The organism is Nitrososphaerales archaeon (assembly GCA_032906765.1).
Lineage (GTDB): Archaea > Thermoproteota > Nitrososphaeria > Nitrososphaerales > Gagatemarchaeaceae > DASPPF01.
The window spans coordinates 266,043-287,321 of the sequence record JAJTZB010000001.1 but is presented as its reverse complement, the minus strand read 5'-3'; the positions used below and the strand labels follow the sequence as shown (position 1 = coordinate 287,321).

The window sequence follows — 21,279 nt, the reverse complement described above, 5'->3', positions numbered from 1 at the left end:
TCTTCGTCAAACGGCTAATACTTCTTGGACACGAGCGCCTTGAGGAGGCCGTCGCCGTTGACTTCCATCGTCGTCTTGAACGAATGGTTGTCCTCGACCGAGACCCCTCCACTCACGACCCACTCCCTGAAGCCCGCCTCGCCCTCCACCTTGACTTCGTGGGACGACTTCTTCGCCAAAGTCCTCTTCTTCCCTGTGAAGTCCCTGCCGTCTACGAGAATCTTCACCGATTCGCCGTCCACGGCGAACTCGACCGTCCCGGTATAGCGCCTGTAGAGCTTCCCCAAGCCCACTCCATATAGCATCGCAGCCACTAGGAACAAGATGTTCAGAATCATCGAGTCTGCATACTCGAAGGTCACGCCCGTCAGTCCCAGAAGGATGTACACGACGGCCATGAGGCTCGCGACTATGACCCCCTTCATTGCCGGTGTCGAGCCTGGGACGCTCTCGTACACCCTCCCGAAGATGCCTGTGATGAAAACAGAAACGAGGAATGCCTCGAAGACGTAGAGTGGGACGTCCACCTGCACGACTGCGGTGAAACACGACTCTGCGCTGGCCGTCGAGTTCTTGGGCACCAGCGGGCAAGCGCTGGGCAGTCCCTGGGCGACAATGTTCATCACGTCAGTCCTGAACGCGTAGAGTAGAAGCACGTTGACGGCAGCAAGGGTGGCGAACAGTGCGACTCCGGCGAGAACGCCTGCTTTGACCCCGGCTACTGTTGAACCCAACTGCTAACTGTCCTAAGCGTTCAGAGCCTGAAGGACCTCTTGCTCGTGTCCGTCGACCTTGACCTTCCTGAAGATTCTCTTTACCATCCCCTTCTCGTCGATCACGAATGTGGACCTCTCCGTCCCCCAGTATGTCTTCCCGTAGTTGTTCTTCAGCCTCCAGGTGTCGTAAAGCTTGTGGGCGACCAGGCCCTCGTCGCTGAGAAGAGTGAAGTTCAGAGAGTACTTGTCAATGAACTTCTTGTGCGAATCAATCGAATCCTTGCTTACTCCGAGAACGACAGCGTCCAGCTTGCTGAACTTTGGAAGATTGTCTCTGAAGGAACACGCCTCGCGTGTGCAGCCTGTCGTGTCGTCCTGCGGGTAGAAGTAGAGCACCACCTGTCGCTCCCTCAGGGACGCGAGACTCACCTTCGCACCCTTCGAAGAAGGAAGCTCGAAGTCGGGAGCGACGTCTCCAACGCTCAGATCTGCAGCCTTCTTTGTAACCATCTGACGTAACGGGTTCTAGGGCCTCAAAAACTTAGTGATTGGCGGGCCCGTTCGGCTCAATGCTCTGGACGACGGCCGAAGAGCTTGCGCTCGAGACCATCTTGTTCCGAGCCAGCTACTTCAGAAGACTTATTCACCGACTTGACGGACGGCGTCGCCAGAACAGATGAACTCGATAGACTTCCACGTTCATCCCTGGACCAAGAGCTTCATGCTGAAGAACGGACCCATCGTGAAGGCCTGTGAGTTCTTCAGACTTGACAAGAATGAGCTCCCGACGTCCATTGACGACCTCCTGACGGAAATGGAATCTGCAGACGTCAGCAGGGCTGTAATCCTCGGGCAAGATGCGCACGCTACTCGGAACCCGAGCTTCAAGAACTACACGATGAAGAACGAGGAGCTTGCCAGGATCGCGTCGAGGTCCGGCGGCAGACTCGTTCCCTTCGCGGGGGTCGATCCGAACTCAGGGGCGGAGGCAGTCCGTGAGCTCAAGCGGGCGTTCGTCAAGCTCGGGCTCAGAGGGTTGAAGGTCCACAGCAGCGCAAATTCGGTCTATCCCAACGACCCAAAGAAGATGTACCCGCTCTACGAGGTCTGCGAGGAGCGAGGAGCCCCGGTACTCCTCCACACCGGCACCACCGGCCTGGGCGACTGCGAGATCAAGTTCAGCAAGCCGGAGTATCTGGACGAGGTTTGCCAGCGCTTTCCGGACCTCAAGGTTGTGATGGCCCACTTCGGCTGGCCTTGGTCTGACGTGGCGATCGCGATAGCCATGAGGAACCCCAACGTCTACCTCGATGTCTCAGGCTGGAGACCCAGGTACCTGCCCTCGAATCTTCTGACATACATCAATGGTCCCCTGCAGGACAGATTCGTCTTTGGGACGGACTACCCTATGCTGAGGCAGAAGGAATGGATGGATGACTTCGAGGCTAGCCTGAAGCCGAAGCTGAAGCCTGGCGTGGCTGACAAGCTGCTGAGGACGAATGCCGAGTCCCTGCTGGGAGACTAGGGGGAGATGAGCTGCGCCTTCAGCGGCTTTCTACTGTTGAATCCCTCGTTCGCCTTGTGCCAGTAGGATACTTCTGACTCCCCGTACCTCCAGCACAGCAGCACCTTGTCGCCGTACCTGTCGGCGGGAAAGTCGACCAAGCCGAAGTCCAAATCCTTCACCGTAACGCCCAGGTCTTCCAGCTCTGAAATCCTCCTCGTCATCTGGTCCACAAGATTGTCCAAAAGGGCGGCCTTCTCCGAGACTTCAGGGGTCTTCACTCCCAGGAGGCTGAACCTCTCCAGCTCTCCGTGGAGGGACGCTATGATCTTCTTCCGTTCGATCAGTTCTTTCACCTTCGGCTTGATGTCAGGAAGCAGCTTCGAGGCCTCCTGCGGCGTGAAGTAGTGGTCGTTCAAACCAAAAGACGTTCTTTGCTCGCCTGTTCCATCAGAGAAGGACCAGATAAATCTCTTCGCACTTCAAAATGTGCGACCAGCAAGTCTAATATGGTCCATAGCTCGACGTTAAATGCCAAATTTCGATGTACACCAGAAGAGGCGACAGGGGAGAAACTTCTCTTTACGGCCCCAGACGCGTCGCCAAAGACTCTCCGCGCGTCGAGGCTTACGGAACAATTGACGAACTGAACAGTTACATCGGGGTGGTCCTCTCCGATTGTCGCGACATCCAGACCACGAAGTCTTTGAAGGTCGTTCAGCGGCTTCTCTTCGTCGCCGGCGCCGACCTCGCAGCAGATTCGGACTCCGCGAAGGTACCAAGAATCAGCAAGGAGGACACTGCCACCATCGAGAAAATGACGGACGAGGCCCTGAATAGGCTGCCCGCTCTCACGAACTTCATCCTGCCAGGGGGCTCGAGACTCGCCTCCGAACTTCAGTACGCCAGGGCAATCTGTAGGAGGGCGGAGCGGAGGGCGCTCACAGCGTCCAAGGCGGAAAAATTGAACTCGGAGCTGATACCATTCCTAAACAGACTGTCGAGCTACCTGTTCAACCTGGGCAGGCTGGCCAACCAGAAGCGAAGGGTGAAGGAAGACATCTGGAAAGGCTGATTTGCACTCCTTTTCTGTTGAAAGCGTCAATTCGGCCATGAAATGGTGATTATCGCCACCAGAAGGTCAATCTAGAAGATAGCTCTTCAGAATGAGGGCGATTGCAGGGCCAAGCCAGTGTTGCTAACCGGCCAGTTCGAAGGCCGTCGATATTCCTTGGCCGACTCCGATGCACATAGTCGCTAGGCCGTAGCGCGTCTTGGCTCGCTTCATTTCGTGGAGCAGCGTTGTGGCGATTCTGGCCCCGCTGCAACCCAGGGGTGGCCGAGCGCTATTGCTCCACCGTTGGGGTTCACCCTCTTCAGGTCGAACTCCGGCATCTCCTCCGTGCAAGCCAAGACCTGAGCCGCGAATGCTTCGTTGAGCTCGATGATTCCGAACTCTTCCAGAGTGTCGCAACGCATCGGAGTAGGCCCGGTAATAATAGTCAGCGCATTCATGTTTGGCCTCCCATCTGCTGGAGTCTATCTCGCTGCTGGGCAGCTCGCCCTCTTGATTCCGGGCGTCTCTTTCTTCATCCAGGGGGTAGGGGTGATCATGTACAACGTGACGCAAGTGAGTTACAGACAGTCTCTTGTTCCGCGGAGCCTTCTCGGGAGGATGAACGCGACAATGCGCTTCATAGTAACAGGCACGGTTCCGATTGGTAGCTTCATCGGAGGCGTCATGGCGCGACTCCTCGGTTATCACGAAGCAATAGGTCTCGCCGTGGTGGGGACGTCGTTGGCCTTCCTCTGGGTCCTCCTTTCACCCATCAGACGTATCCGTGAGATGCCGATCCTCATGGACTGACGCTCGCATTCGGTGTGGTTGCCCGTTACTGACCTGAGAAGTTTGGTTCTCTCTTCTCGAAGAAGGCCTTGACGCCCTCGACGTGGTCCTTGCTCCTGCCCGCGATCTCCTGGAGGTATGCCTCGTACTCCAGAGCGGAGTCCATGTCCACGACAATCGCCCTGTTCAGTGCCCGCTTCGTGAGCGCCAAGGCCCTCGTGGGACCGGCCGCTAGCCTCTCCGCGATTCGTGTCACCTCGCCCATGAACTCCTGGTCAGGAAAGACCCAGTTGGCGAGACCCATGTTCAGCGCCGTGCGCGCGTCTATGGGTTCTCCCAGCATCGTTACCTCCATAGCCCTACCGAGACCGAGAATCCTCGGTAGCCAGAAGCTCGTCCCCGCGTCGGGAACCAGACCCACCTTGATGAATGCCTCGTGAAACTTCGCGGTGTCGGAGACTGCGCGCAAATCGCACGCAAGGGCCAGCCCGAGACCAGCGCCCGCGGTCACGCCATTGATCGCCGCCAGCACTGGCTTGTCCATCTTTCTGATTCTGGAGACTATCGGGTTGTACTTCCGACGCAGCACTTCGCCGAACAGCATCGGCTTGCCGCTGTCGTAGACGCCCCGGTTCGTGTTGAGGTCCTCGCCGACCGAGAATGCTCGTCCCTCCCCGGTGATGACGATGCACCTCACCTTCGGATCCCTCTCCCCTTCCTTCAGCGCTTCCTGCAGGTCGCTGCCCATCTGCTCGTCGAACGCGTTCAGCTTGTCGGGCCTGTTCAGCCTTATCCACTGAACCCCGTTCTTCAGCTCTGTCTTGACAGTCTTGTACTCCATCTACTTCCCCTTGAACTCTGGCTTCCTCTTCTCTGTGAATGCCTTCATACCCTCTTTCTTGTCCTCGGATGCGAAGAGGAGGTAGAACAACTCCCTCTCGAAGTCTATCCCGTTGCTGAGCCCCATCTCGAAAGCCTTGTTGACTGCCATCTTGGCAAGCTTCACGGCCACGGGTGACTTTGAGGCAATTTCATTCGCCACCTTCTTGGCTTCCGTCAGGTATGCCTCCTTGGGGACCACCTTGCTCACGAGCCCGAGGGTCCTCGCCTCTTCCGCGCCTATCCTCCTGCCGGTGAGTATCATCTCCATGGCCTTGTACTTGCCCACAGCTCTCGTGAGCCTCTGCGTCCCGCCCCCTCCCGGCATCACCCCTATGTCTATCTCTGGCTGACCCAGCTGCGTAGTCTCGGAGGCAACGAGCACGTCGCAGCTCATGGCGAGCTCGAGCCCGCCGCCGAGGACGTAACCGCTGAGCGCTCCCACAATCGGTTTGGGATGCCTCCCCACCTTGTCCCAGAGAGGGAAGAAGTGCCCCGTCATCGCCATCTGGACGGCCGTCTTGTCTGCCATCTCCTTGATGTCGGCCCCAGCGGAGAACGCCTTCTCGCTCCCGGCCAGGACGACGCACCTCACCCCTTCGTCCTTCTCGAACTCTCCCAAAGCCTGGATCAACTCAGAGACCATCTTGGCGTTCAGGGCGTTCATCGCTTCTGGCCGGTTCAGAGTGATGATGCCGAGGGACTCCTCCCTGGAGACCACAAGTGTCTCGTAACCCATGTCGCCGACGCGGAGTCGTGGTTGTAAAAAAGCCTGCGCCGCGTAACCCTTCGCGTAATGAAGCCTCCACCATGTTAAAAAGCGGTGCGAATCGTGCCGACCCTCTTGAATCCTTGGCACGAACAGCGACTGAGGGTGAGGTTCGAGGAGACTGACACGATGCAGGTCGTCTACTACGGGAAGTTCCTCGTCTGGATGGAGGTCGGGAGGATAGGCCTCCTGAGGGACGCTGGGCTCCCCTACAAGGACTGGGAGCAGAGAGGTTACCACATCCCTGTCGTCCAGGCCCACGCGGACTACAAAGCTTCGGCTCGCTTTGACGACGAGGTCCTGGTTAAGACGAAGGTCGCGAGCATCGGTCGTGCAAGCATCAGGTTCGAGAACGAGATCTACAAGCTGCCTGAAATGACGCTCCTCTGCACAGGGCACACCGTCCACGCCCTAATCGACAGGTCAGGGAAGTCTGTCGCAATCCCGGACGATCTTCGGGAGAAGCTTATTTCGTTTTAGTCGCGCCCGGGGCACCCCATTCGTAGAAGCCCCTGCCAGACTTCCTACCTAGCATTCCTGCTCTAACCATTTGGCGCAAGAGGGGAGCTGCGCGGTATTTTCCATCTTGGAACTCCTCCATGAACACCTGCGTGATGTTGAAGGTCGTGTCCAACCCGACGTAGTCGAGAAGCTGCAGCGGCCCCATTGGCCAGTTAAGGCCCAGCTTCACTGCCTTGTCAATATCCTCCGGGTCTGCTACGCCTTCTTGGACCAGGAAGACCGCCTCGTTCAGCGCCGGCACGAGTATCCTGTTGACGATGAAGCCAGGCGAGTCCTTCTTGCAGAGCACTGTCTCCTTCCCCATCTTCGCGGAGACGCTCCTGACCAGGTCTATCGTCTCGTCCGAGGTCTTGTTCCCCCTGGTTACCTCGACCAGAGGCATCAGCTGTGGCGGGTTGAAGAAGTGCATCCCGCAGACATTCTCAGGATGCTTCGTAGCAGCACCGAGCATCGTGATGCTGATGGAGGAAGTGTTGGAAGCGAGTACAGCGTCCGCGTCGGCCAGTTCCGAGACTTTTTTGTAGAGCTCGAGTTTCAGCTTCGGGTCCTCGGTCGCTGCCTCGATGACGAGCTGGCTCCCCCCCACTGCGCGTGCGAGGTCCGTGGTGGGATGGATCTTGGAGAGCACGGCTGCCGCCTGGTCCTTTGTCAGCTTACCACGCTCGACGAACTTCGCCAGGCTGTCAGAGATCATCTTCATGCCGCGGTCAACGAACTCCTGTTTCACATCAAGGAGCGTTACCTCGTATCCCCCGACCTGGGAAGCCATCTGAGCTATCCCGTGGCCCATCAGGCCAGCACCCAGTACAGCCACTCTGTTCACGTTTCGTTGCATACTGTTGCTTATCCTCCTGTCAGTTTTAACTCTTGGGAGCTCTGGCTTCGAAAAGCAAGAGGGTGCCCCACCTGCGGAATCCCGCTTTGGAGAGCGCTGAGACTAGGGGAGTGCGTGAGGGAGCATAAACCCATTTCCGCGATGCCCTCCACTTCTCCTTCTTTCCGAAGACGTGCCCTACTACCCTCATGATGTCCTCCGGGGTGCCCGTAGCGAAACAAACCTGCCTCCACCTGTCCGAGCCCTCTCCACCAAGCTTTGCAATGGCCACAGCGCTTTCTGAGAGGTAGACCGAGCCCTCCTCCGCCAACCTCGCGAGCACGTGCGGAGTCATCGAGGTCGCGGTGAACGAGTCCCAGTACACTCCGGAACCGATGGCGTACTCTTTCGACTTCCTTATTGCGCGCTCTAGGGCTGGGACGTCCTCTTTCTTCGCCCTTCTGACTCCCTTCTGCTGCGAGAACCTCGCCTTCTCCCCTGAAATGTAAACGCTCATTCTTGCTACAGCCTTGAACCCCATCTTGGCCACTTGCTTGTGTGCAGGTTTGTTGGCCGAGCCGCTCGTCAGCCTGTAGAGCCTGATTCCCCTTCTCAGCGCGATGTTCATCGAGTTGCGGCCGAGCATCGAAGCCAGCCCCATCCTCCTGAATTCTGGGTGTACCCTGACGCCCTCGAGCCAGGCCGAGCCGTCTTCCATGAACCGGACCCTGTTCATCGCCACCGGCCTTCCGTCCACTTCCGCTACGAACATCTTCGCGCCTTTGTCGCGCAACCATTCATCCCAGACCTTCGGTATGTAGTCGTGGCCTCCCCAGATGTCCTTGATGAAGGACATCAGCGGCGCCTTGTCGGAGCGCCTCGCTTCCCTGATGGTCGTACCCAACTCGTTGCCGCCACGCCGCACCTGGGTTAAACGCTTTCCTCGCTGAAATGCTTGAACGGTTAAATCGGCAGCGAACCATCGGGGCGTCTGCCGGGATGGCAGAGTGGTTATTGCGCGGGCCTTGAGTCACTGCACAGTCAGCCCGTGACCCCAACGGGTCGCAAGGGTTCGAATCCCTTTCCCGGCGCTCATACTACGGGTCAAGTTCCCTTCTGATGGGTACAGAGCCAGGTACAGTACCTGAACTCGGAATAGCTGCAAATCTTCCAGGAAAGGAACAGCAGTGTTGCTCCTGGCTACTTGGATTCAACGCGCTCACCGCACCAATTCTATTCTTGGTATATCAGGACAACCGTGTTCCGACTATGTAGCGACGGTGGGGCGTATATGCCCAAAGGCGGTAGAGTGTCAGAGGCAATTCAACTGCGCCTGCTAGCCAAGCAGAGTCGGCCTGGCCTTCCACCGGTCTTTCAGAGGTCGGAACTTGACTGAAGGAATGATGCCTGATGAGGAGTGGATGGAACTGAGAAACATGTGGGACCAGAGTTACAAGGTAGTCCTTGATGGCCTCAGGATGGCCGCGAAGAAGTTCAAAACAGGCACGAAAGAATACGACCATATGCGGCACTCCATACAGCTAACCGAGTTTCACCATGAGGCGATGATGAAGATCATCGACATTCACCGGGACACACAACGCATCCTCAACGAGAAGTAGGACATGACGGCGAGAAAGCGCGCCTCCAGAGAAAGCCGGGAGATGAGCCGAATTGCCTTCGATAGGAGGGTGGACGGGTTGGTCTCGAACGTGATGAAGCAGGACCTCCTCTCGCCCGAGTTCAGGACCGAGTACGTCAAGGCGACCAGCCTCTTCAAGCGGGTGGCGGAGTTCGACCCAGGCTTGGCCTCGGAGCTCTTCTTCAGCGCAATGATGCTCAGCTACACTTTCGCCGTCGGAGTGACAGACAAGATCTTTCGCTGGAAAGGACCAAGCGCGGACTACTTCAGAAGGTCCCCCGGCCCAAACCTGAACTTCGCCTTGATCTCTCCTTCGCCGACGATGGGAGTGGACGAATTCACTCTTCTGTCGAAGTCGCTGCAACTCGAGTAGAGCGAGATGTAGGCTCCCTGCTTCCAGCACAGCCCCCGGTTCGTTCCGCCCTCTGTCGCGAAGTGCACGCACTGATTGCAATAAGGCCTGTCGAGTCCCTTCTCATTGTAGAACCTGACGAAGCCGGGCGGGAGCATGCTCCGCCTCAGCGCCTTGTGGCGTTGATTACCTGGGGCAGAGCAGCCGCAAAGGCGGTGTGGGGACAGTAGTCAGTGCTGTCCAGCGTGCAGTAGAGCTGGAGCTTGCCTCCGTCCGCCTTCTTCACCCTGACGTCCGCGATCTTGTCCTTCTTGTTGTCCCTGATGATTACCTGGTCCGTTTCCAGCGCGACCAGATCCAGCAGGGGCACGTAGTTCGCGAACTTCTCGTCGACGTAGAGCATGTTGACGAGGATATCACTGACGAAGACGGCCAGGGGCTTCTTCTCCTTCCTGGCCCTCTCCTGGACCTGCTGGTAGAGCTGCGCCGCAACGGTGATGGTTCGGAAACGTCTCTCTGGCATACTCCTACGGTCGGATTACGTTATACTTAAATGCTTAGAGAACGATGAATCAGGAGGGTTTGCCTATAAGAACCACCACACGATTTCCGACCCGCCTCGCGTTAAAAGCCGGTATCGTCCTTGATGGCATGGCAGCCGAGGATGGGGAACCACTCGAACTGTGCGAACAGTGCGGCTCGCCTCTGGTGGACGGTGCTTGCCAGAGTTGTGGATCCGTCTTCAGGGACGGGAGCAGTCCAGTCGGGGCCGCACCGCTGGATAGGAACGAGCTCTCGAAGGTTCTGGGGAGGCCAGTCGGCTCCCGCGCCCACGGCTCGTACTCGCTCTCCATGCAGCAGGAGGAAAGGATGTCTCCGTTGAGAAAGGAAATCGAGTCCCTCGTTGAGAAGTTCAACGCTTCTCCCGAAGTGAAGAACACGGTGAAGCAGAATGCAGAGAAGGCCGCCGTCAAGATCATGGGCGAGCTGGGTCCGACCAAGGCTGCCATCGCCTCTGTCGCTCAGGAGTTCATCAGTCAGGGTAGGAACCTGGGAGAGGTCTGCTCCTCCATCGCGAAGGTCCACCCAGGAATGGACCGGCTGAAGGATCTCGTTGTCGAAGTCTATCCGTCGTCCGAGGGAAGAATTCGGGTTCTCGTAGATGGCAGGGAACGGCCGTTCCGGTCCTACGCCTGCGGCCTCTACTGCAGGTTGAGGACACCTCTCTTTGCCTCAGATAGCGGCGCGCTCGTCGAGCTGCGGAACGCGGTGCTGACGAGGAGGGGATTCGACGAGAAGAGGGTCGAGCCCCTGGGACCGTCAGAGTTCCAGATAACGACTGACGAGAGAAACTTCGAGCTCTTCAAGGTCTTGGAGGAGGCCAGGCTCTCGGGAAGAGCAGCGTGCGCAGGAGCCAGCATGGGCGCGATGTTCAGGAAATACTCCATCTCCAAGCTGCGCCTCACCTCGAGGCTCCTGAGGGAGGCGGGCCTGCTGCAGCAGGTGAGCGCCGAATATGCCAAGCTGTACGCGCGGAGTGTTGGGAACGGGCTGGGCAGGTCTCCCAGGAAGCTGGCCGAGGAAGCGCTTATCGAGGCTTGCGAGGACACAGTCCCGGAACACATCAGCAGCTCCATCGCACAGAAGTATCATCTCAAGCGAACCGAGATGCGGTCGCTGGTCGTGCAGTCAGAGCTGGATGCGTGGCAATCATGAGTGGACCTCCATGCCGGCCCAACTGACAACCATCCCGCTCAAGCTGATCCAGCCGCACCCGAAGCTCGCCTTCAGGTTCAGCTACGACGTCGCGGGCCTCGCGGACTCGATAAGGTCGGCGGCCGATGAGAACACCCCCAACGGCCAGCTCAACCCGGGCAGGGTGGTACTGAGGTCCGACGGCGAAGGCTACTACGTCTACGTCGGGGTGAGGCGCTACCATGCGCTGAAGCTGCTCTACGAGACGACGAAAGACGAGAGGTTCGGCTCCTACACCGCCTACATCGACACCGGCATGGACGAGCTCCAGATGTTCGTCAAGGCGAAGAGGGAGAACGACGAGGAGAGGGGCGAGAGGCAGGGACTCTCGGTCCTCGAGGAGGTTTACGGTTTGACCAAGATCAGGGACGCGATAAAGCCCGAGGGACTCGAAAAGGGGCTGAAGCGGCTGGTCGACGTCGCCGACAAGGTGACGCTGGAGAAGATACGAAAGCTCTTCGAAATCGAGGTCGCGACCCGGTTCAGATTCAGGCTTCCGCACCTGGAGTACATCTGCAAGATCGAGGGCGAGGCGGATTTTTACCTGACAGCAGCGACAGCGGCTGGCTACGGATACAAGGGGGAGGACATGGACAGGGCATGGGAGGACAGGAACTCGGCGTACTCGTTGGAGTGGTTCAGGAGAGTATTCTCGCAGTACGAGCAACCCAAACCCGAGGCAGGTGGGACAGCTACCTCACAGGGCGGTCAGGCGAAGAAACAGAAGCCTGCGAAAGCGAAAGGAAAGGCCATCAAAGGGCTCGAGATTCACGAGAAGAGCGTAATCACTGCGTCATGTCCCAGGTGCCGAACCCTTCACATGGTGCAGATGAAGGGCAAGATCGAGGCCACTCACCTGCCGGCAGACCCAGAAGGCGAGAGCAGGACGGAGGTCACAGACAGCGTCAGCAGGCTGGATTGCACATGCTCTGCCTGCAAGGGGCGGTTCTTTCTGTTCGTGAAGCATCTGGAGGGCAGAAGGTACGCGGCAGAGCCATCACCATCGATGAAATTCAGGGAGCCCCGAGAGACGGTGGAAGCTGTGGACCTTCGCTACGACCACAAAGAGGAGATGTGGCAGAAGATAGCAGGGGACAAAATCGTCGGGCCTCTCCTCTTGCGCGCCGGCGCGGGAAAACGAAGATGATCCTGGGAATTGCCCAAGAGTAGAGGCAGGGAGGAACTCGCGATGCTGATAGGCATCCAGGTGCTGATCGAGTCGGTGGCCTTCGACGCCCACGACCTCAGGAAACTCCCCTTCAGGCCTGCCTTCGTGACCAAGGTCCTCAAGGCTCTCCGGCAGGCATGCCCTCCATGCCATGTCCGCCTTGTTCGCGCTGGTCTCGCTGTACGCATACTCTTTGATAGGCAGCTCCGGCGCGTCAGAGCTCTCCTCCCTGAAGTCCGTATTCCTGCTGAGTGTTGGGCTCTCCGGCCTGGCGGGTGTGGCGTACATAGCGTTGAGGGGGACGTCGCTCGTAAGGTTTGCTCAGGAGAGGGTAAGCGTGGACGCCCGCGTCCCCGCGGCAATCATCGGAGCCGGCATCTGTGCTTCCGTCTTGGTGGCCTACCTGAGGTACAGCCAACAGTACTTCCTCATAATCTTCGCAGCGTCAGCCGCATTTGAAGCGCTCACCCTTGTGTCGGTCTGGCCTCTCACAGGAAGCGCCGCGGTTCCCAAAATCGTACCCCTCACAGAAGTCTGGTCGACCGCGTTCGTGCAGAGGCACGCGCGCCTCAGGCGCGTCGCGTCCGCGAGGACCGAGAGCTTCAGGAAGCTCCTGCTCTCGTCGGGGGTTTCAGGGAACGCGAGCGCAATAGCCGCGAAGTCTGTCGCGTACTCCCTCCTCGCGCTGATTTTCGCGGTGCTAGCCGCAATCGTCGCCACTATTCTGGTCGGGGCTCCCGCCCTCGTCATCCTATTCGTTCCCCTTGCCTTCTACTTCTTCTACAACCTCAAGCTCAGGGACGCGGCATCGGCGAGAGGTTCAGGAGTCGAGAAGGAGCTGCCGTTCTTCTCTGTGCTTGCCGAAGTCCTGACTGGCGCAGGCACCCCACTCTACGATGTCTTCCAGAAGGTGGCTAGCGAGAGCGTATTCCCTCAAATCGCAAAGGAGGGCTCGATATTGAGGAAATATGTGACAGTCCTCGGGATGAACTCGCTGGAAGCGCTCGAGAGACTCTCCACGATCCACCCCTCCAGGCGCTTCGCCTCCTTCATCACGGGGTACACTTCTAAGATGAGATCGGGTGGCGCCCTTGGCGAGTACTTCTCAGGCGAGAGCGGCGACCTCCTCCGGCGGCTCGAGTCGGACTGGGCCAGGTACGGCGAGATGGCGGGCGGTCTCGGCAGCATGATGCTCACCCTTCTCGTGATCCTGCCGATACTGATACTGATCACTTCGCTCTTCACCTCGTCCGCATCCCTGACCTACCTTTCCGGCTTCACCTTCATCGCCGTGCCGATATTCACCACGGTGATGGTCGTGACAGTAAGCAGGATGCAGCCGTCTGGGCAGGACCCGGTCCACGGCAACCCCCGGATTGCGCTCGCCCTTTCATTGCTGGGCGCTCTGCCTTCCCTGCTACTGAACCAGGTCTGGATCGGCTTGGCCACGGGGTTGTTCATCTTCAGCACCTTCTACGGCCTCTCCGTCCTCGCTCAGAGGACAGAGGCAAGAGAGGCGGACGAGGCTGTCCCCCGCTTCCTGGGGGACCTGATGGAGTACAAGAGGCAGGAGTACGACATACCTAAGGCCGTCATCGCGGTCGCGAAGGAGAACAGGTACAACGGCAGCTTCAACAGCATACTGGACAGGGTTGGTGCGCACCTGCAGAAGGGGAGTCCGCTCGATGAAGCGAGGATAGAGACCGGAAGCAGGCTGGCGAAGATGACCTTCATGGTGCTGGGCGAGATGTCCCTCTACGGCGGGGGAAGCGTCGACACACTGAACCAGCTGTCAACGTACGTCTCGAAGGTTGCGGAGGCGAGGGGCAAGGCGTCCGTGGAGATGAAGCCGTACATCTTCCTCGCTTACGCCTCTCCCCTTCTGCTCGCGTTCGGCATAGACTTCACGCGCTCGATTGTCTTCTCATTCAGCTCGCACCTATCCATCAGCCTCTCCAACCTCCCTGTCTCGGCGAACCTGCTCAAGATAGGTTACGTGCCTCCCGCCCTAACCGAACTGTCGAACATCCTCATAGTGGTCGCCTCGGCTGCGCTCGGGGTGATATCGGCCAAGATAGTCGACTTCACTGTGAAGAACACGCTCAGGGTGACCGTCAACGTGGCGCTGGCGATCATCGCGACGTTCATCTTGGCGCAGGTCGATCTGCTCTCTTTCATCCACGCATGAGTTTCGGTGCGAGATGGGCCTTTGAGCCTTCTCGGTCCCTTCTTCGTCCTTTCAAGAACGGTCAAGCGCGGGGGGTGGGACTTCAGCACAATTTATTGTGTTCAAAGCAGCTTTGACTTGGTATACTGTGCGGTCGCCAGGACTAGGACTCTACACTTAGTGCGTAAAGCGAAGCCTGACCTCCGGCCCTATTTATTGCAGGCTTGGTATCTCGCAACACCACAAGCAACACGAGGGTTGCAATGAGGGCGAGGGATGCCACAGTTGCGAAACCGATGCCGGGCGTGAGCACTGTCCAAAGGACGCCAATCATCACGCTTGAGACGAAATCGCCTATCCCGTTTACCGTCTGAAGAACACCGTATCCAGTCCCCCTCTGGGACTGGCCGAGCATCTCAGCCGCGAACGCCTTCTCCACCGTGTCGACAATTGCCGTCTGAAGGCCAGCTAGGACGAAGATTGTAATCAAAATCGGATAGCCCGGACTCTCAAATATCGAAGCGATGCAGGCAAAAGCAAAGACGGAGTACCCTACAGCGAGAAGGTTTCGCTTTGAAATCCGGTCGGCAAGGTACCCAGCTGGGAACGAACCGAGTGCGTAAATCACGTTCAAGAGCAGATACAGAAGGACAGCCAATTGAGATGCTGCAGATATGCCGAGTGAAGGCTGAAGCACCTGCTCCGCCCTTAGCGTGAAGATTACATTAGAGAAATTCGCGATTCCGAAGAGACCGACGCTGACAAGGAGGAGCCTGAACTCCCTCGGGAGGATTCTGACTGAGGAGAGGAATGAAATCGATTCCCCTCCCCTGTCCCGTCCCGTCCTCTTCACACCGGGCGGCCTGTCTCTCACCATGCCCAGGACGACGGCGATGCAGACTACCCCTGGAACGAAGGAGACGAAGAATATCTGGGAATACGGAAGATAGGGAATCAACAAGAGAGCTATTGCGGGACCTATCACTGCACCCACGGTGTCAAACGTTCTTTCGAAGCCGAAAGCCTTCCCCACAGAATCTGCTGGAACCGAGTCGACCATCAGGGCGTCTCTCGGTGGGCCTCTCGCGCCTCTCCCCGTCCAAGCTCCCACCCGGAGGACCAGCACCTGCAGCCACGAAACAGCGAAGCCGATTGCTGGGATAAGGATCCCTGTGAGCAGGTAACCTAGATACATGATAGGTGTCCGTTTGCCCGACTTGTCAGAGTAGTATCCAGAATAGGACTTGACCAGACTCGAGGCTCCGTCGGACGCTCCTTCCACCAGTCCTACAATGGCGGGATTACCACCGACGGCAAAGACGATGAATAACGGGAGAATCGAAGTCGCCATCTCGTGGCTGGTGTCTGAGAACAAGCTGGTAAGGCTCATTCCGATGACGTTTCGGTTGAGCCAGCCTTGGGATGGCGAGGGAGCCAAATCGCTTGGTTTCATCGACCAACCATTGACCCCCCTTTCTGGATTAAAGCTCTTGCCAAGGTCGCAGTCGGCGCTTTGAACACCACATGCGGAGCGGTCGGCAAGGTTCGAACTATACACGAAGTGCAGTCGTCGGGACTTCCGACTACACATGTGGTCTGAAAGACTCCTGTCGTGTCGAACGTCCTATCAATGGGCCCTAGAAGCCAGGAGTGGTTGTTGGGAATCCCATCATAATTCGTTTCAGGGGGAAGAATACGCGTGCCGCAGTGCGTAGGCTACGGCTAGATGCCGAAAGGCGTTCCGATTTCTCCGATCAGGGGGGCTATGATAGCCGAAACGACGACGAGCGCGGTCCAAAGAGTGATGGAACCCACTCGCTCCTTCCTCCTAAAGAGCACATACACCGAGACGAATCCCACCAGCGAGATTACGACACTGAAAAGCCAGATGACAGCGACGTCTCCAGTCCTCTGAGTGTAGAGGTACCAACTCCCCAGTGATGTATTGGTCCATAGATACCTGAGGACCGCTTCACCCCACAAGTAGAACAATCCCGCAGCGTACCCGGCCGCGGCTTTGGGTGGGGCACCCCCCTTGCTGACGGTCTCCGCGAACGACGGCTTGGACTCTTGCAATCTAACTCATGCTCCTGGGGGAAACGTCAGAGTCTTCGTCATTATGGTCCCAACCACTCCGAGGACCAGTAGCCATGCCACAGTCACCAAGATGAGGCTCAAGATACTCCACTTTACGCGCCTGTCGGTGATCACGAGCTCACCGAAGTCCCATATGAGATATGTCGTCACGCCAGTCAAGGCCAATCCAATGAAGGAGATGTGCTCCATCATGTCGAAGAGGAGGGGGCCTGTGAATGCCCCGACAGAAGCATCGCTTATGCTCTGGGTGAAGTTCCCGTAGTCGTTGCCATAGCTGGCGCTCAGGAGCGTTCCTGACCCGAAGTTCACATCGGGGAGGATCCCGGACACCATGAGGCCCAGCACCAAGAGGAAAGTGATGAGCGCGCTGTACTTCAGTCGGGTCATGTAGACATCGCTCAGGATGCGTTTGAAGTAGATCGCGCCGAACATGTAACTTGCGAAGCCGACTATCAGGATGAAGAATAACCCGTGTATCGAAAGCATCAATTCGTTCGGTCCCAGACCGAAGAACGACATTCTCCTCGGCGTCCCGCCTACGTTTTGATATTTAAGACTTGAACACAGTTCTCATACGTGAGAAAGGCGAAAATCTGCGGTCACCGTGACGTCAACCCGTGTTAATCGCTCTCGGGCTCTTTTCCCCTTCGGCGAAATTGAACACCTTGGTCATCATAATTTCATTCATCGAACGAGTCAGGAGGGGTGGAGTGAAACTAATGTGCGGGGGGTGGGACTTCGAACCCACGAAACTGAAACTGACAAGCTATCAGAACCTCAGGTCTTGTCTTTTATACGTTCGACGACTGCTCCAGCATGAGAATTTCGGATGAAAGAAAAGCACTCTCACAGAGCACAGACCTCCTCCTCATTCTAACCGCGACTCTCGCGGTCGGGGGGATAATGTACGGCGTCTCGACCGGCCTCATAAGCGGTATGGGGAACATCTCGTCGCTCCAGGTGGCAGGCGCAAGCATCAGCGTCGGCACGAGCAGTCAGTCGTTCGCAATCACGATGAAGAACAACGGGAACACCGCCCTCAAAGGAACTTCGACAGTGTCGGTGGTTGCCACGCTGCCGTCCTCAGGAGTCACGTACACCGGCGGTGACACCAAGGGCGACTCGTTCACCTGGTCTTGCACGACGGCAGGGGTGTGCGCCACCTCGGCCAGCGTCACTCTGAGTGGGGGTGACACTCTGAGTCTTGCATTCAACACCCCTAGCGGCTTCACGGCAGGTAGCACATACACCATCAGCGGTGGGTTGGGCTCTACGACCTTCTCCACCTCGGTCGTAGCAACAGAAGCATAGTGGCGGAATCTATGAGAGTAGCGAGGACCAGACGTGCCATCAGCGAGATTGTTTCTGCCCTGCTCCTCACCGCAGCCACGCTTTCCCTCGGCGGATACATGACGGTCTCGCTTAGCAGTCAACTCTCGGGCTCCAATCAGGGTATCCTTGTCGCGCTCCAGCAGCAGCAGGAATCGACGGGGAAGCTACTCTCCCTCACGTATTCTGGGCTGAGCTCTGGGAAGCTGGTGGTCCAGGTCTACAACTACGGGTTCACGAGCTACGCGCCAGCATACGTCTTCGTCAACATCACTTCATACAGTTCTTCGCTGCAGAAAACCAACGGTCAGCCAATCCCGACGATCGCGCCGAACTCTGCCGCGAACGTAGTGATCAGCGGTACCTTCACTAGGGTCACCGGTCAGACCATCTACCTCGTCGACAGCTACGGAGTGGTTTTTCAATTTGCGACGTAGCGCCTTATCGAACCTCGTCAGTTCGCTCATGCTCATCTCGATAGCTCTTGCCAGCGGCGTAATCGTGTACAGTGCCTTCAACGGGCTCGCCGCCGCCTCGAACCCCCCGAGCGCGAGCCTGCAGGTCAACGAGGGGCAGCTCGTCCAGGGGGCGAACGAGGCGACGCTCAGGGTCCAGCTCACGAACTTGGGGTCCCAACCAATCACCACTTTGACCATCGCATTGAGCGGCGTCCAGTCGTCCACCGCTTCATTCTCGGCCACGGTGACACTAATCTCCATGTCGACGGGAAGCCAGATTTACTCTGGCTCGTTCACCGTGCCTTCCGGCTCCACTTCTGTTTTTTACTCCTTCAGCGCTGCGCTGAACCCGAACCAGAACGTGGGCCTGGTTGTGACATTCACTCCCTCCGCCCAAGGCGCCTCCCTGTTCATTGCCGGAAGCACCTACAACTTCCTCGTATCTTCCCAGCCATACGCCCAGGCGTCTGTCCTCCTTGTCGCAGGGGCCCCATGACGCTTGAGTTCGCGTTTTAAGCGCCAGGGGAGTCTGGCGTCAATGAAACGTAGGGGCCAAGCCTCGATCATAGGATCGATCCTCTTCTTTGTCCTCTTCGCCTCCGCAATGGCCGGGGTAGCCTACTACGCCAGCTCACAATCGCAGGCGAACGGCGCAGCCAACAGGGCGCAGACCTTGATGGCGCAGAAGGGCAGCGAGCAACTCACGTACGGGGCCCTTTCAAACGGGTCGCTCACCATACAGAACACCGGCGGCGAGTCCGTGAGCGTTGTCGAGGTGATCATCAAGTACTCCAACGGGACTGTTTACACTGCCTCGCCGAGCACGTCGTCGATGGCCTCTAACAACCTCCTCCAGGTCGGCAAGCTAATCCCCTCCTCTCTGCAGTCGAGGTACAACTCGATACTAAGCTCGACCAATCCAGCGGATGAGATAGGGATAGTGACTTCGAGGGGCAACACCCTCTGGCTCAAGCCTGCGGTCGCAGCCCAGACCAACCCCAACCTCAACTACGACGTCACCTTCAGCGCGAACGGTGCCAGCGCGTTCGGGACCAGCCCGGTGCTGACCGTTGACGGTGTCAGCTACACCTACCCGCAGCTGCCCGTCACTTTGAGCTGGTTCGCAGGCACGAAGCACACGTACGCGTTCCAGTCCCTTCCCCAGGGCAGCGGCACCAGGGTGGGCGCCACTGCGACAGGCCTCACGACAGCCACCTCGGGGACATTGACCGCGACCTCTGCAGGCACCGTCCAAGCCTCCTACACGACCCAGTATCTGCTGACCGTGAGCGGGGGGAGCGGGGTGATGGTGAGTCCTGCTTCTCCAACCAACGACGGCTACTACCCCTCTGGCACGTCGGTCCAGGTCGCACTGCCGAACGCATGGAACTTGGTATCAGGCCAGAGCAGGCAGAACCTGCTATCGTATTCGCTTGACGGCGCCTCGCCCACCTCCGTCACGCGGTCCGGCTCGGGCAACTTCGTGTACTCCCTTACGATGGGTGCGCCACACGTTTTGTCGGTGGATTCAGTAGCGCAGTACTACTTGTCGACCACGGGAGGCAACGGGCTGGGCGTCTCTGCGGCCTCGCCCACGAACGACGGGTTCTACGATTCCGGGACCCAGCTGACAGTCTCAAGCAACTGGGTCTGGAGCGTAGTCTCAGACCAATCCAGGTCGGCACTGAGCAACTGGCAGCTCGACGGCGCCGACCAGAATCCAATCCGGAGCAGCAGCGGGACTTTCACGTCCTCCACAATCACCATGAGCACCTACCACACCGTCGCCCTCGACTCAGTGACGCAGTACTTCCTGGCCCTCTCGGGAGGAGGGAGCTACTCATACTCGGTTGCATCGCCCACGGGTGACAGCTGGTTCGACTCGGGAACCGTGAGCCAAGTGCAGAGCGCCTATGCCTTCAACGTCGTAGCAGGGCAGACCAGGAGCAACCTCCTATCGTACGCCATTGATGGCGCTCAAACGACTCTGGCCAGGGCAGGTTCGGGCTCGGCCGGCCCCACGATTACCTTCAGCACCTTTCACACCCTGAGCTTCACGTCGACCTCGCAGTACGCACTGAACGCGGTCGGGGGCGACGGGGTCACATACTCGGGTTCGGTCACCGGCGACGGCTGGTACGACTCTGGAAGTACAGCCACCGTGACAACCAACTATGTGTGGGGTGTGGTAACAGGCCAGTCCAGATTGAACCTCGCCTCTTGGAACCTCGACGGGGGAGCGAACCAGGCGGTGACCCGGGTCGGCACCGGGACCTTCACGACGACGTCGGTGACGATGAACACCTTCCATACGATCAACTTCAACCCAGTGACGCAATACTACGTGACGACTGAAACTAGCGTGCCATCGAGTGGGAGCACGGGAGCGCTGAGCGTGAGCTATTCGTACCAATCTCCGTCGACAGTATCTTGGACAGGGAACGGTAATGGATTCCAACTCTGCAACTGCTTTGGCGGTACGGCCACGCAAGGCCTTATTCCAGAGCCGCCTGCATCCTACACAGTCACCGGGTTCAGCTGGAGCATATCAGTGACCCAATCAGGAACCTTGGGAGACTCGCTCAGCTTCTATATCAGTTTCAATGGCTGCTACACTTCATGGTATAGTGCGACTACCGGCTCCAGCGGGTCGTACTCCGGATCCTGCCTGCCTGAATCAGGTGCCAGTATTGTTCTCCAATGGAGTACGTCGCCGGGATGCTGGAGCAGCAGAGCTCAAGACTATTTTCCTTGCGGCACCTATTTTACCATCACAAGCTCTGGAACATGGACCTACACTCTATCGTCGTCTGGCTCCACAAGCAGCGGCTCGAATACCTATTCGGTTTCTGGCAACACCGTGACCTACTCCTACGGAGTGGGCTACAACTTCCCTGGCGGCTCATCGTCAACGTCTTGGTCTGCAAGCTGGCCATCAGCCGAGTCGTACTCTTCGAACAGCTGCGCCAGCGGGTCAGTCTCGGGCAATACTGTCTCGGGGACGGGCGGCACGTGCACTCTCACGACTACGCAGACTGGGAGCAGCTCGGTCACGTTTGCGTCACCCACTGGCGATAGCTGGTATGACTCCGGAGCCGTGGTAGGGCTAACCTCTTCCGCTTTGGGCGCGTTCGCATTCTCATCCTGGAGCGCCTCTAGCGGGAACATCATGATAACCTCCACAAGCTCGGCTTCCACGACGGCGACTGTAGACACCTACGGCACCATAACGGCGAGCTTCAACGTGGTGCAGTGAGCGGT

The 21,279-nt window shown here is 58.1% G+C and carries 24 protein-coding genes, 1 tRNA gene and 1 pseudogene; 14 read left to right on the top strand and 12 right to left on the bottom strand.

Annotation, left to right across the window (positions count from 1 at the left end; translation table 11 throughout):
• Positions 1–14: 14 nt before the first annotated feature.
• A complete protein-coding gene (locus LYZ69_01505) occupies positions 15–734 on the bottom strand; it encodes a hypothetical protein (GenBank protein MDV3277126.1) in 720 nt (239 codons plus the stop codon).
• Between the two features lie 12 nt (positions 735–746).
• Positions 747–1,226: a thioredoxin-dependent thiol peroxidase gene (gene bcp, locus LYZ69_01500; GenBank protein MDV3277125.1), complete on the bottom strand. Its 480-nt coding sequence runs from the start codon at positions 1,224–1,226 to the stop codon at positions 747–749.
• A 166-nt stretch (positions 1,227–1,392) separates the two neighbouring features.
• Between bcp and LYZ69_01495 the strand changes: the two genes are divergently transcribed.
• Complete coding sequence (locus LYZ69_01495; GenBank protein MDV3277124.1) at positions 1,393–2,241, top strand: amidohydrolase family protein; 849 nt, start codon at positions 1,393–1,395, stop codon at positions 2,239–2,241.
• Here the strand turns inward: LYZ69_01495 and LYZ69_01490 are convergent.
• On the bottom strand, positions 2,238–2,639 hold the full coding sequence (locus tag LYZ69_01490; GenBank protein ID MDV3277123.1) for a DUF2203 domain-containing protein: 402 nt from the start codon (positions 2,637–2,639) through the stop codon (positions 2,238–2,240). The two genes, LYZ69_01495 and LYZ69_01490, sit on opposite strands and share 4 nt — an antisense overlap.
• Before the next feature lie 125 nt (positions 2,640–2,764).
• Between LYZ69_01490 and LYZ69_01485 the strand changes: the two genes are divergently transcribed.
• The gene (locus LYZ69_01485) at positions 2,765–3,295 is read left to right on the top strand and encodes a cob(I)yrinic acid a,c-diamide adenosyltransferase (protein ID MDV3277122.1); all 531 of its coding nucleotides are present in this window, start codon (positions 2,765–2,767) and stop codon (positions 3,293–3,295) included.
• A 123-nt stretch (positions 3,296–3,418) separates the two neighbouring features.
• On the opposite strand, the pseudogene LYZ69_01480 reads toward LYZ69_01485, so the two are convergent.
• A pseudogene (locus tag LYZ69_01480) lies at positions 3,419–3,669 on the bottom strand (hypothetical protein).
• Between the two features lie 64 nt (positions 3,670–3,733).
• Between LYZ69_01480 and LYZ69_01475 the strand changes: the two are divergent.
• The gene (locus tag LYZ69_01475; GenBank protein MDV3277121.1) at positions 3,734–4,087 is read left to right on the top strand and encodes a hypothetical protein; all 354 of its coding nucleotides are present in this window, start codon (positions 3,734–3,736) and stop codon (positions 4,085–4,087) included.
• Positions 4,088–4,112: 25 nt separating this feature from the next.
• Here the strand turns inward: LYZ69_01475 and LYZ69_01470 are convergent, their stop codons facing one another.
• Both LYZ69_01470 and LYZ69_01465 read right to left on the bottom strand, forming a co-directional pair.
• The gene (locus tag LYZ69_01470; protein ID MDV3277120.1) at positions 4,113–4,907 is read right to left on the bottom strand and encodes an enoyl-CoA hydratase-related protein; all 795 of its coding nucleotides are present in this window, start codon (positions 4,905–4,907) and stop codon (positions 4,113–4,115) included.
• Positions 4,908–5,684 carry an enoyl-CoA hydratase-related protein gene (locus LYZ69_01465; protein MDV3277119.1) on the bottom strand — a complete coding sequence of 259 codons (777 nt, stop codon included), beginning with the start codon at positions 5,682–5,684 and terminating at the stop codon, positions 4,908–4,910. It abuts the gene before it with no gap.
• A 105-nt stretch (positions 5,685–5,789) separates the two neighbouring features.
• On the opposite strand from LYZ69_01465, the gene LYZ69_01460 reads away from it, so the two are divergent.
• Positions 5,790–6,194: an acyl-CoA thioesterase gene (locus LYZ69_01460; protein ID MDV3277118.1), complete on the top strand. Its 405-nt coding sequence runs from the start codon at positions 5,790–5,792 to the stop codon at positions 6,192–6,194.
• Here the strand turns inward: LYZ69_01460 and LYZ69_01455 are convergent.
• A complete protein-coding gene (locus tag LYZ69_01455) occupies positions 6,181–7,071 on the bottom strand; it encodes a 3-hydroxyacyl-CoA dehydrogenase family protein (GenBank protein MDV3277117.1) in 891 nt (296 codons plus the stop codon). The genes LYZ69_01460 and LYZ69_01455 overlap by 14 nt on opposite strands.
• A gap of 25 nt (positions 7,072–7,096) precedes the next feature.
• A complete protein-coding gene (locus LYZ69_01450) occupies positions 7,097–7,954 on the bottom strand; it encodes a GNAT family N-acetyltransferase (protein ID MDV3277116.1) in 858 nt (285 codons plus the stop codon).
• 89 nt (positions 7,955–8,043) lie between these two features.
• On the opposite strand from LYZ69_01450, the gene LYZ69_01445 reads away from it, so the two are divergent.
• The 3 genes from LYZ69_01445 (at position 8,044) to LYZ69_01435 (ending at position 9,065) form a co-directional block, all read left to right on the top strand.
• A tRNA-Ser gene (locus LYZ69_01445) sits at positions 8,044–8,141 on the top strand.
• Between the two features lie 297 nt (positions 8,142–8,438).
• A complete protein-coding gene (locus tag LYZ69_01440; protein ID MDV3277115.1) occupies positions 8,439–8,672 on the top strand; it encodes a hypothetical protein in 234 nt (77 codons plus the stop codon).
• A 3-nt stretch (positions 8,673–8,675) separates the two neighbouring features.
• The gene (locus LYZ69_01435; GenBank protein MDV3277114.1) at positions 8,676–9,065 is read left to right on the top strand and encodes a hypothetical protein; all 390 of its coding nucleotides are present in this window, start codon (positions 8,676–8,678) and stop codon (positions 9,063–9,065) included.
• 145 nt (positions 9,066–9,210) lie between these two features.
• Here the strand turns inward: LYZ69_01435 and LYZ69_01430 are convergent, their stop codons facing one another.
• Positions 9,211–9,567, bottom strand: a complete 357-nt coding sequence (locus LYZ69_01430) for a hypothetical protein (protein MDV3277113.1) — start codon at positions 9,565–9,567, stop codon at positions 9,211–9,213.
• 128 nt (positions 9,568–9,695) lie between these two features.
• Here LYZ69_01430 and LYZ69_01425 point away from each other — a divergent pair, with 128 nt between their 5' ends.
• From LYZ69_01425 to LYZ69_01415, 3 genes are all read left to right on the top strand, one after another.
• On the top strand, positions 9,696–10,760 hold the full coding sequence (locus tag LYZ69_01425) for a hypothetical protein (protein ID MDV3277112.1): 1,065 nt from the start codon (positions 9,696–9,698) through the stop codon (positions 10,758–10,760).
• Between the two features lie 10 nt (positions 10,761–10,770).
• The gene (locus tag LYZ69_01420) at positions 10,771–11,946 is read left to right on the top strand and encodes a ParB/RepB/Spo0J family partition protein (protein MDV3277111.1); all 1,176 of its coding nucleotides are present in this window, start codon (positions 10,771–10,773) and stop codon (positions 11,944–11,946) included.
• A 172-nt stretch (positions 11,947–12,118) separates the two neighbouring features.
• Entirely contained in the window at positions 12,119–14,155 is a 2,037-nt protein-coding gene (locus tag LYZ69_01415) for a type II secretion system F family protein (GenBank protein MDV3277110.1), read from the top strand.
• A gap of 142 nt (positions 14,156–14,297) precedes the next feature.
• Here the strand turns inward: LYZ69_01415 and LYZ69_01410 are convergent, their stop codons facing one another.
• The 3 genes from LYZ69_01410 to LYZ69_01400 all read right to left on the bottom strand — a co-directional run bounded on the left by LYZ69_01410 (position 14,298) and on the right by LYZ69_01400 (position 16,750).
• The gene (locus LYZ69_01410; protein MDV3277109.1) at positions 14,298–15,587 is read right to left on the bottom strand and encodes an MFS transporter; all 1,290 of its coding nucleotides are present in this window, start codon (positions 15,585–15,587) and stop codon (positions 14,298–14,300) included.
• 269 nt (positions 15,588–15,856) lie between these two features.
• Complete coding sequence (locus LYZ69_01405; GenBank protein ID MDV3277108.1) at positions 15,857–16,210, bottom strand: hypothetical protein; 354 nt, start codon at positions 16,208–16,210, stop codon at positions 15,857–15,859.
• 6 nt (positions 16,211–16,216) lie between these two features.
• Positions 16,217–16,750, bottom strand: a complete 534-nt coding sequence (locus LYZ69_01400) for a hypothetical protein (GenBank protein ID MDV3277107.1) — start codon at positions 16,748–16,750, stop codon at positions 16,217–16,219.
• Between the two features lie 297 nt (positions 16,751–17,047).
• Between LYZ69_01400 and LYZ69_01395 the strand changes: the two genes are divergently transcribed.
• From LYZ69_01395 to LYZ69_01380, 4 genes are read left to right on the top strand one after another with little or no spacing between them, the layout of a single operon-like run.
• On the top strand, positions 17,048–17,542 hold the full coding sequence (locus LYZ69_01395) for a hypothetical protein (GenBank protein MDV3277106.1): 495 nt from the start codon (positions 17,048–17,050) through the stop codon (positions 17,540–17,542).
• An 11-nt stretch (positions 17,543–17,553) separates the two neighbouring features.
• Positions 17,554–17,997, top strand: a complete 444-nt coding sequence (locus LYZ69_01390) for a hypothetical protein (protein MDV3277105.1) — start codon at positions 17,554–17,556, stop codon at positions 17,995–17,997.
• A complete protein-coding gene (locus LYZ69_01385; protein MDV3277104.1) occupies positions 17,987–18,514 on the top strand; it encodes a hypothetical protein in 528 nt (175 codons plus the stop codon). Before LYZ69_01390 ends, LYZ69_01385 begins: the two co-directional genes overlap by 11 nt.
• A 42-nt stretch (positions 18,515–18,556) precedes the next feature.
• Positions 18,557–21,274 carry a hypothetical protein gene (locus LYZ69_01380; protein MDV3277103.1) on the top strand — a complete coding sequence of 906 codons (2,718 nt, stop codon included), beginning with the start codon at positions 18,557–18,559 and terminating at the stop codon, positions 21,272–21,274.
• Positions 21,275–21,279: the final 5 nt, after the last annotated feature.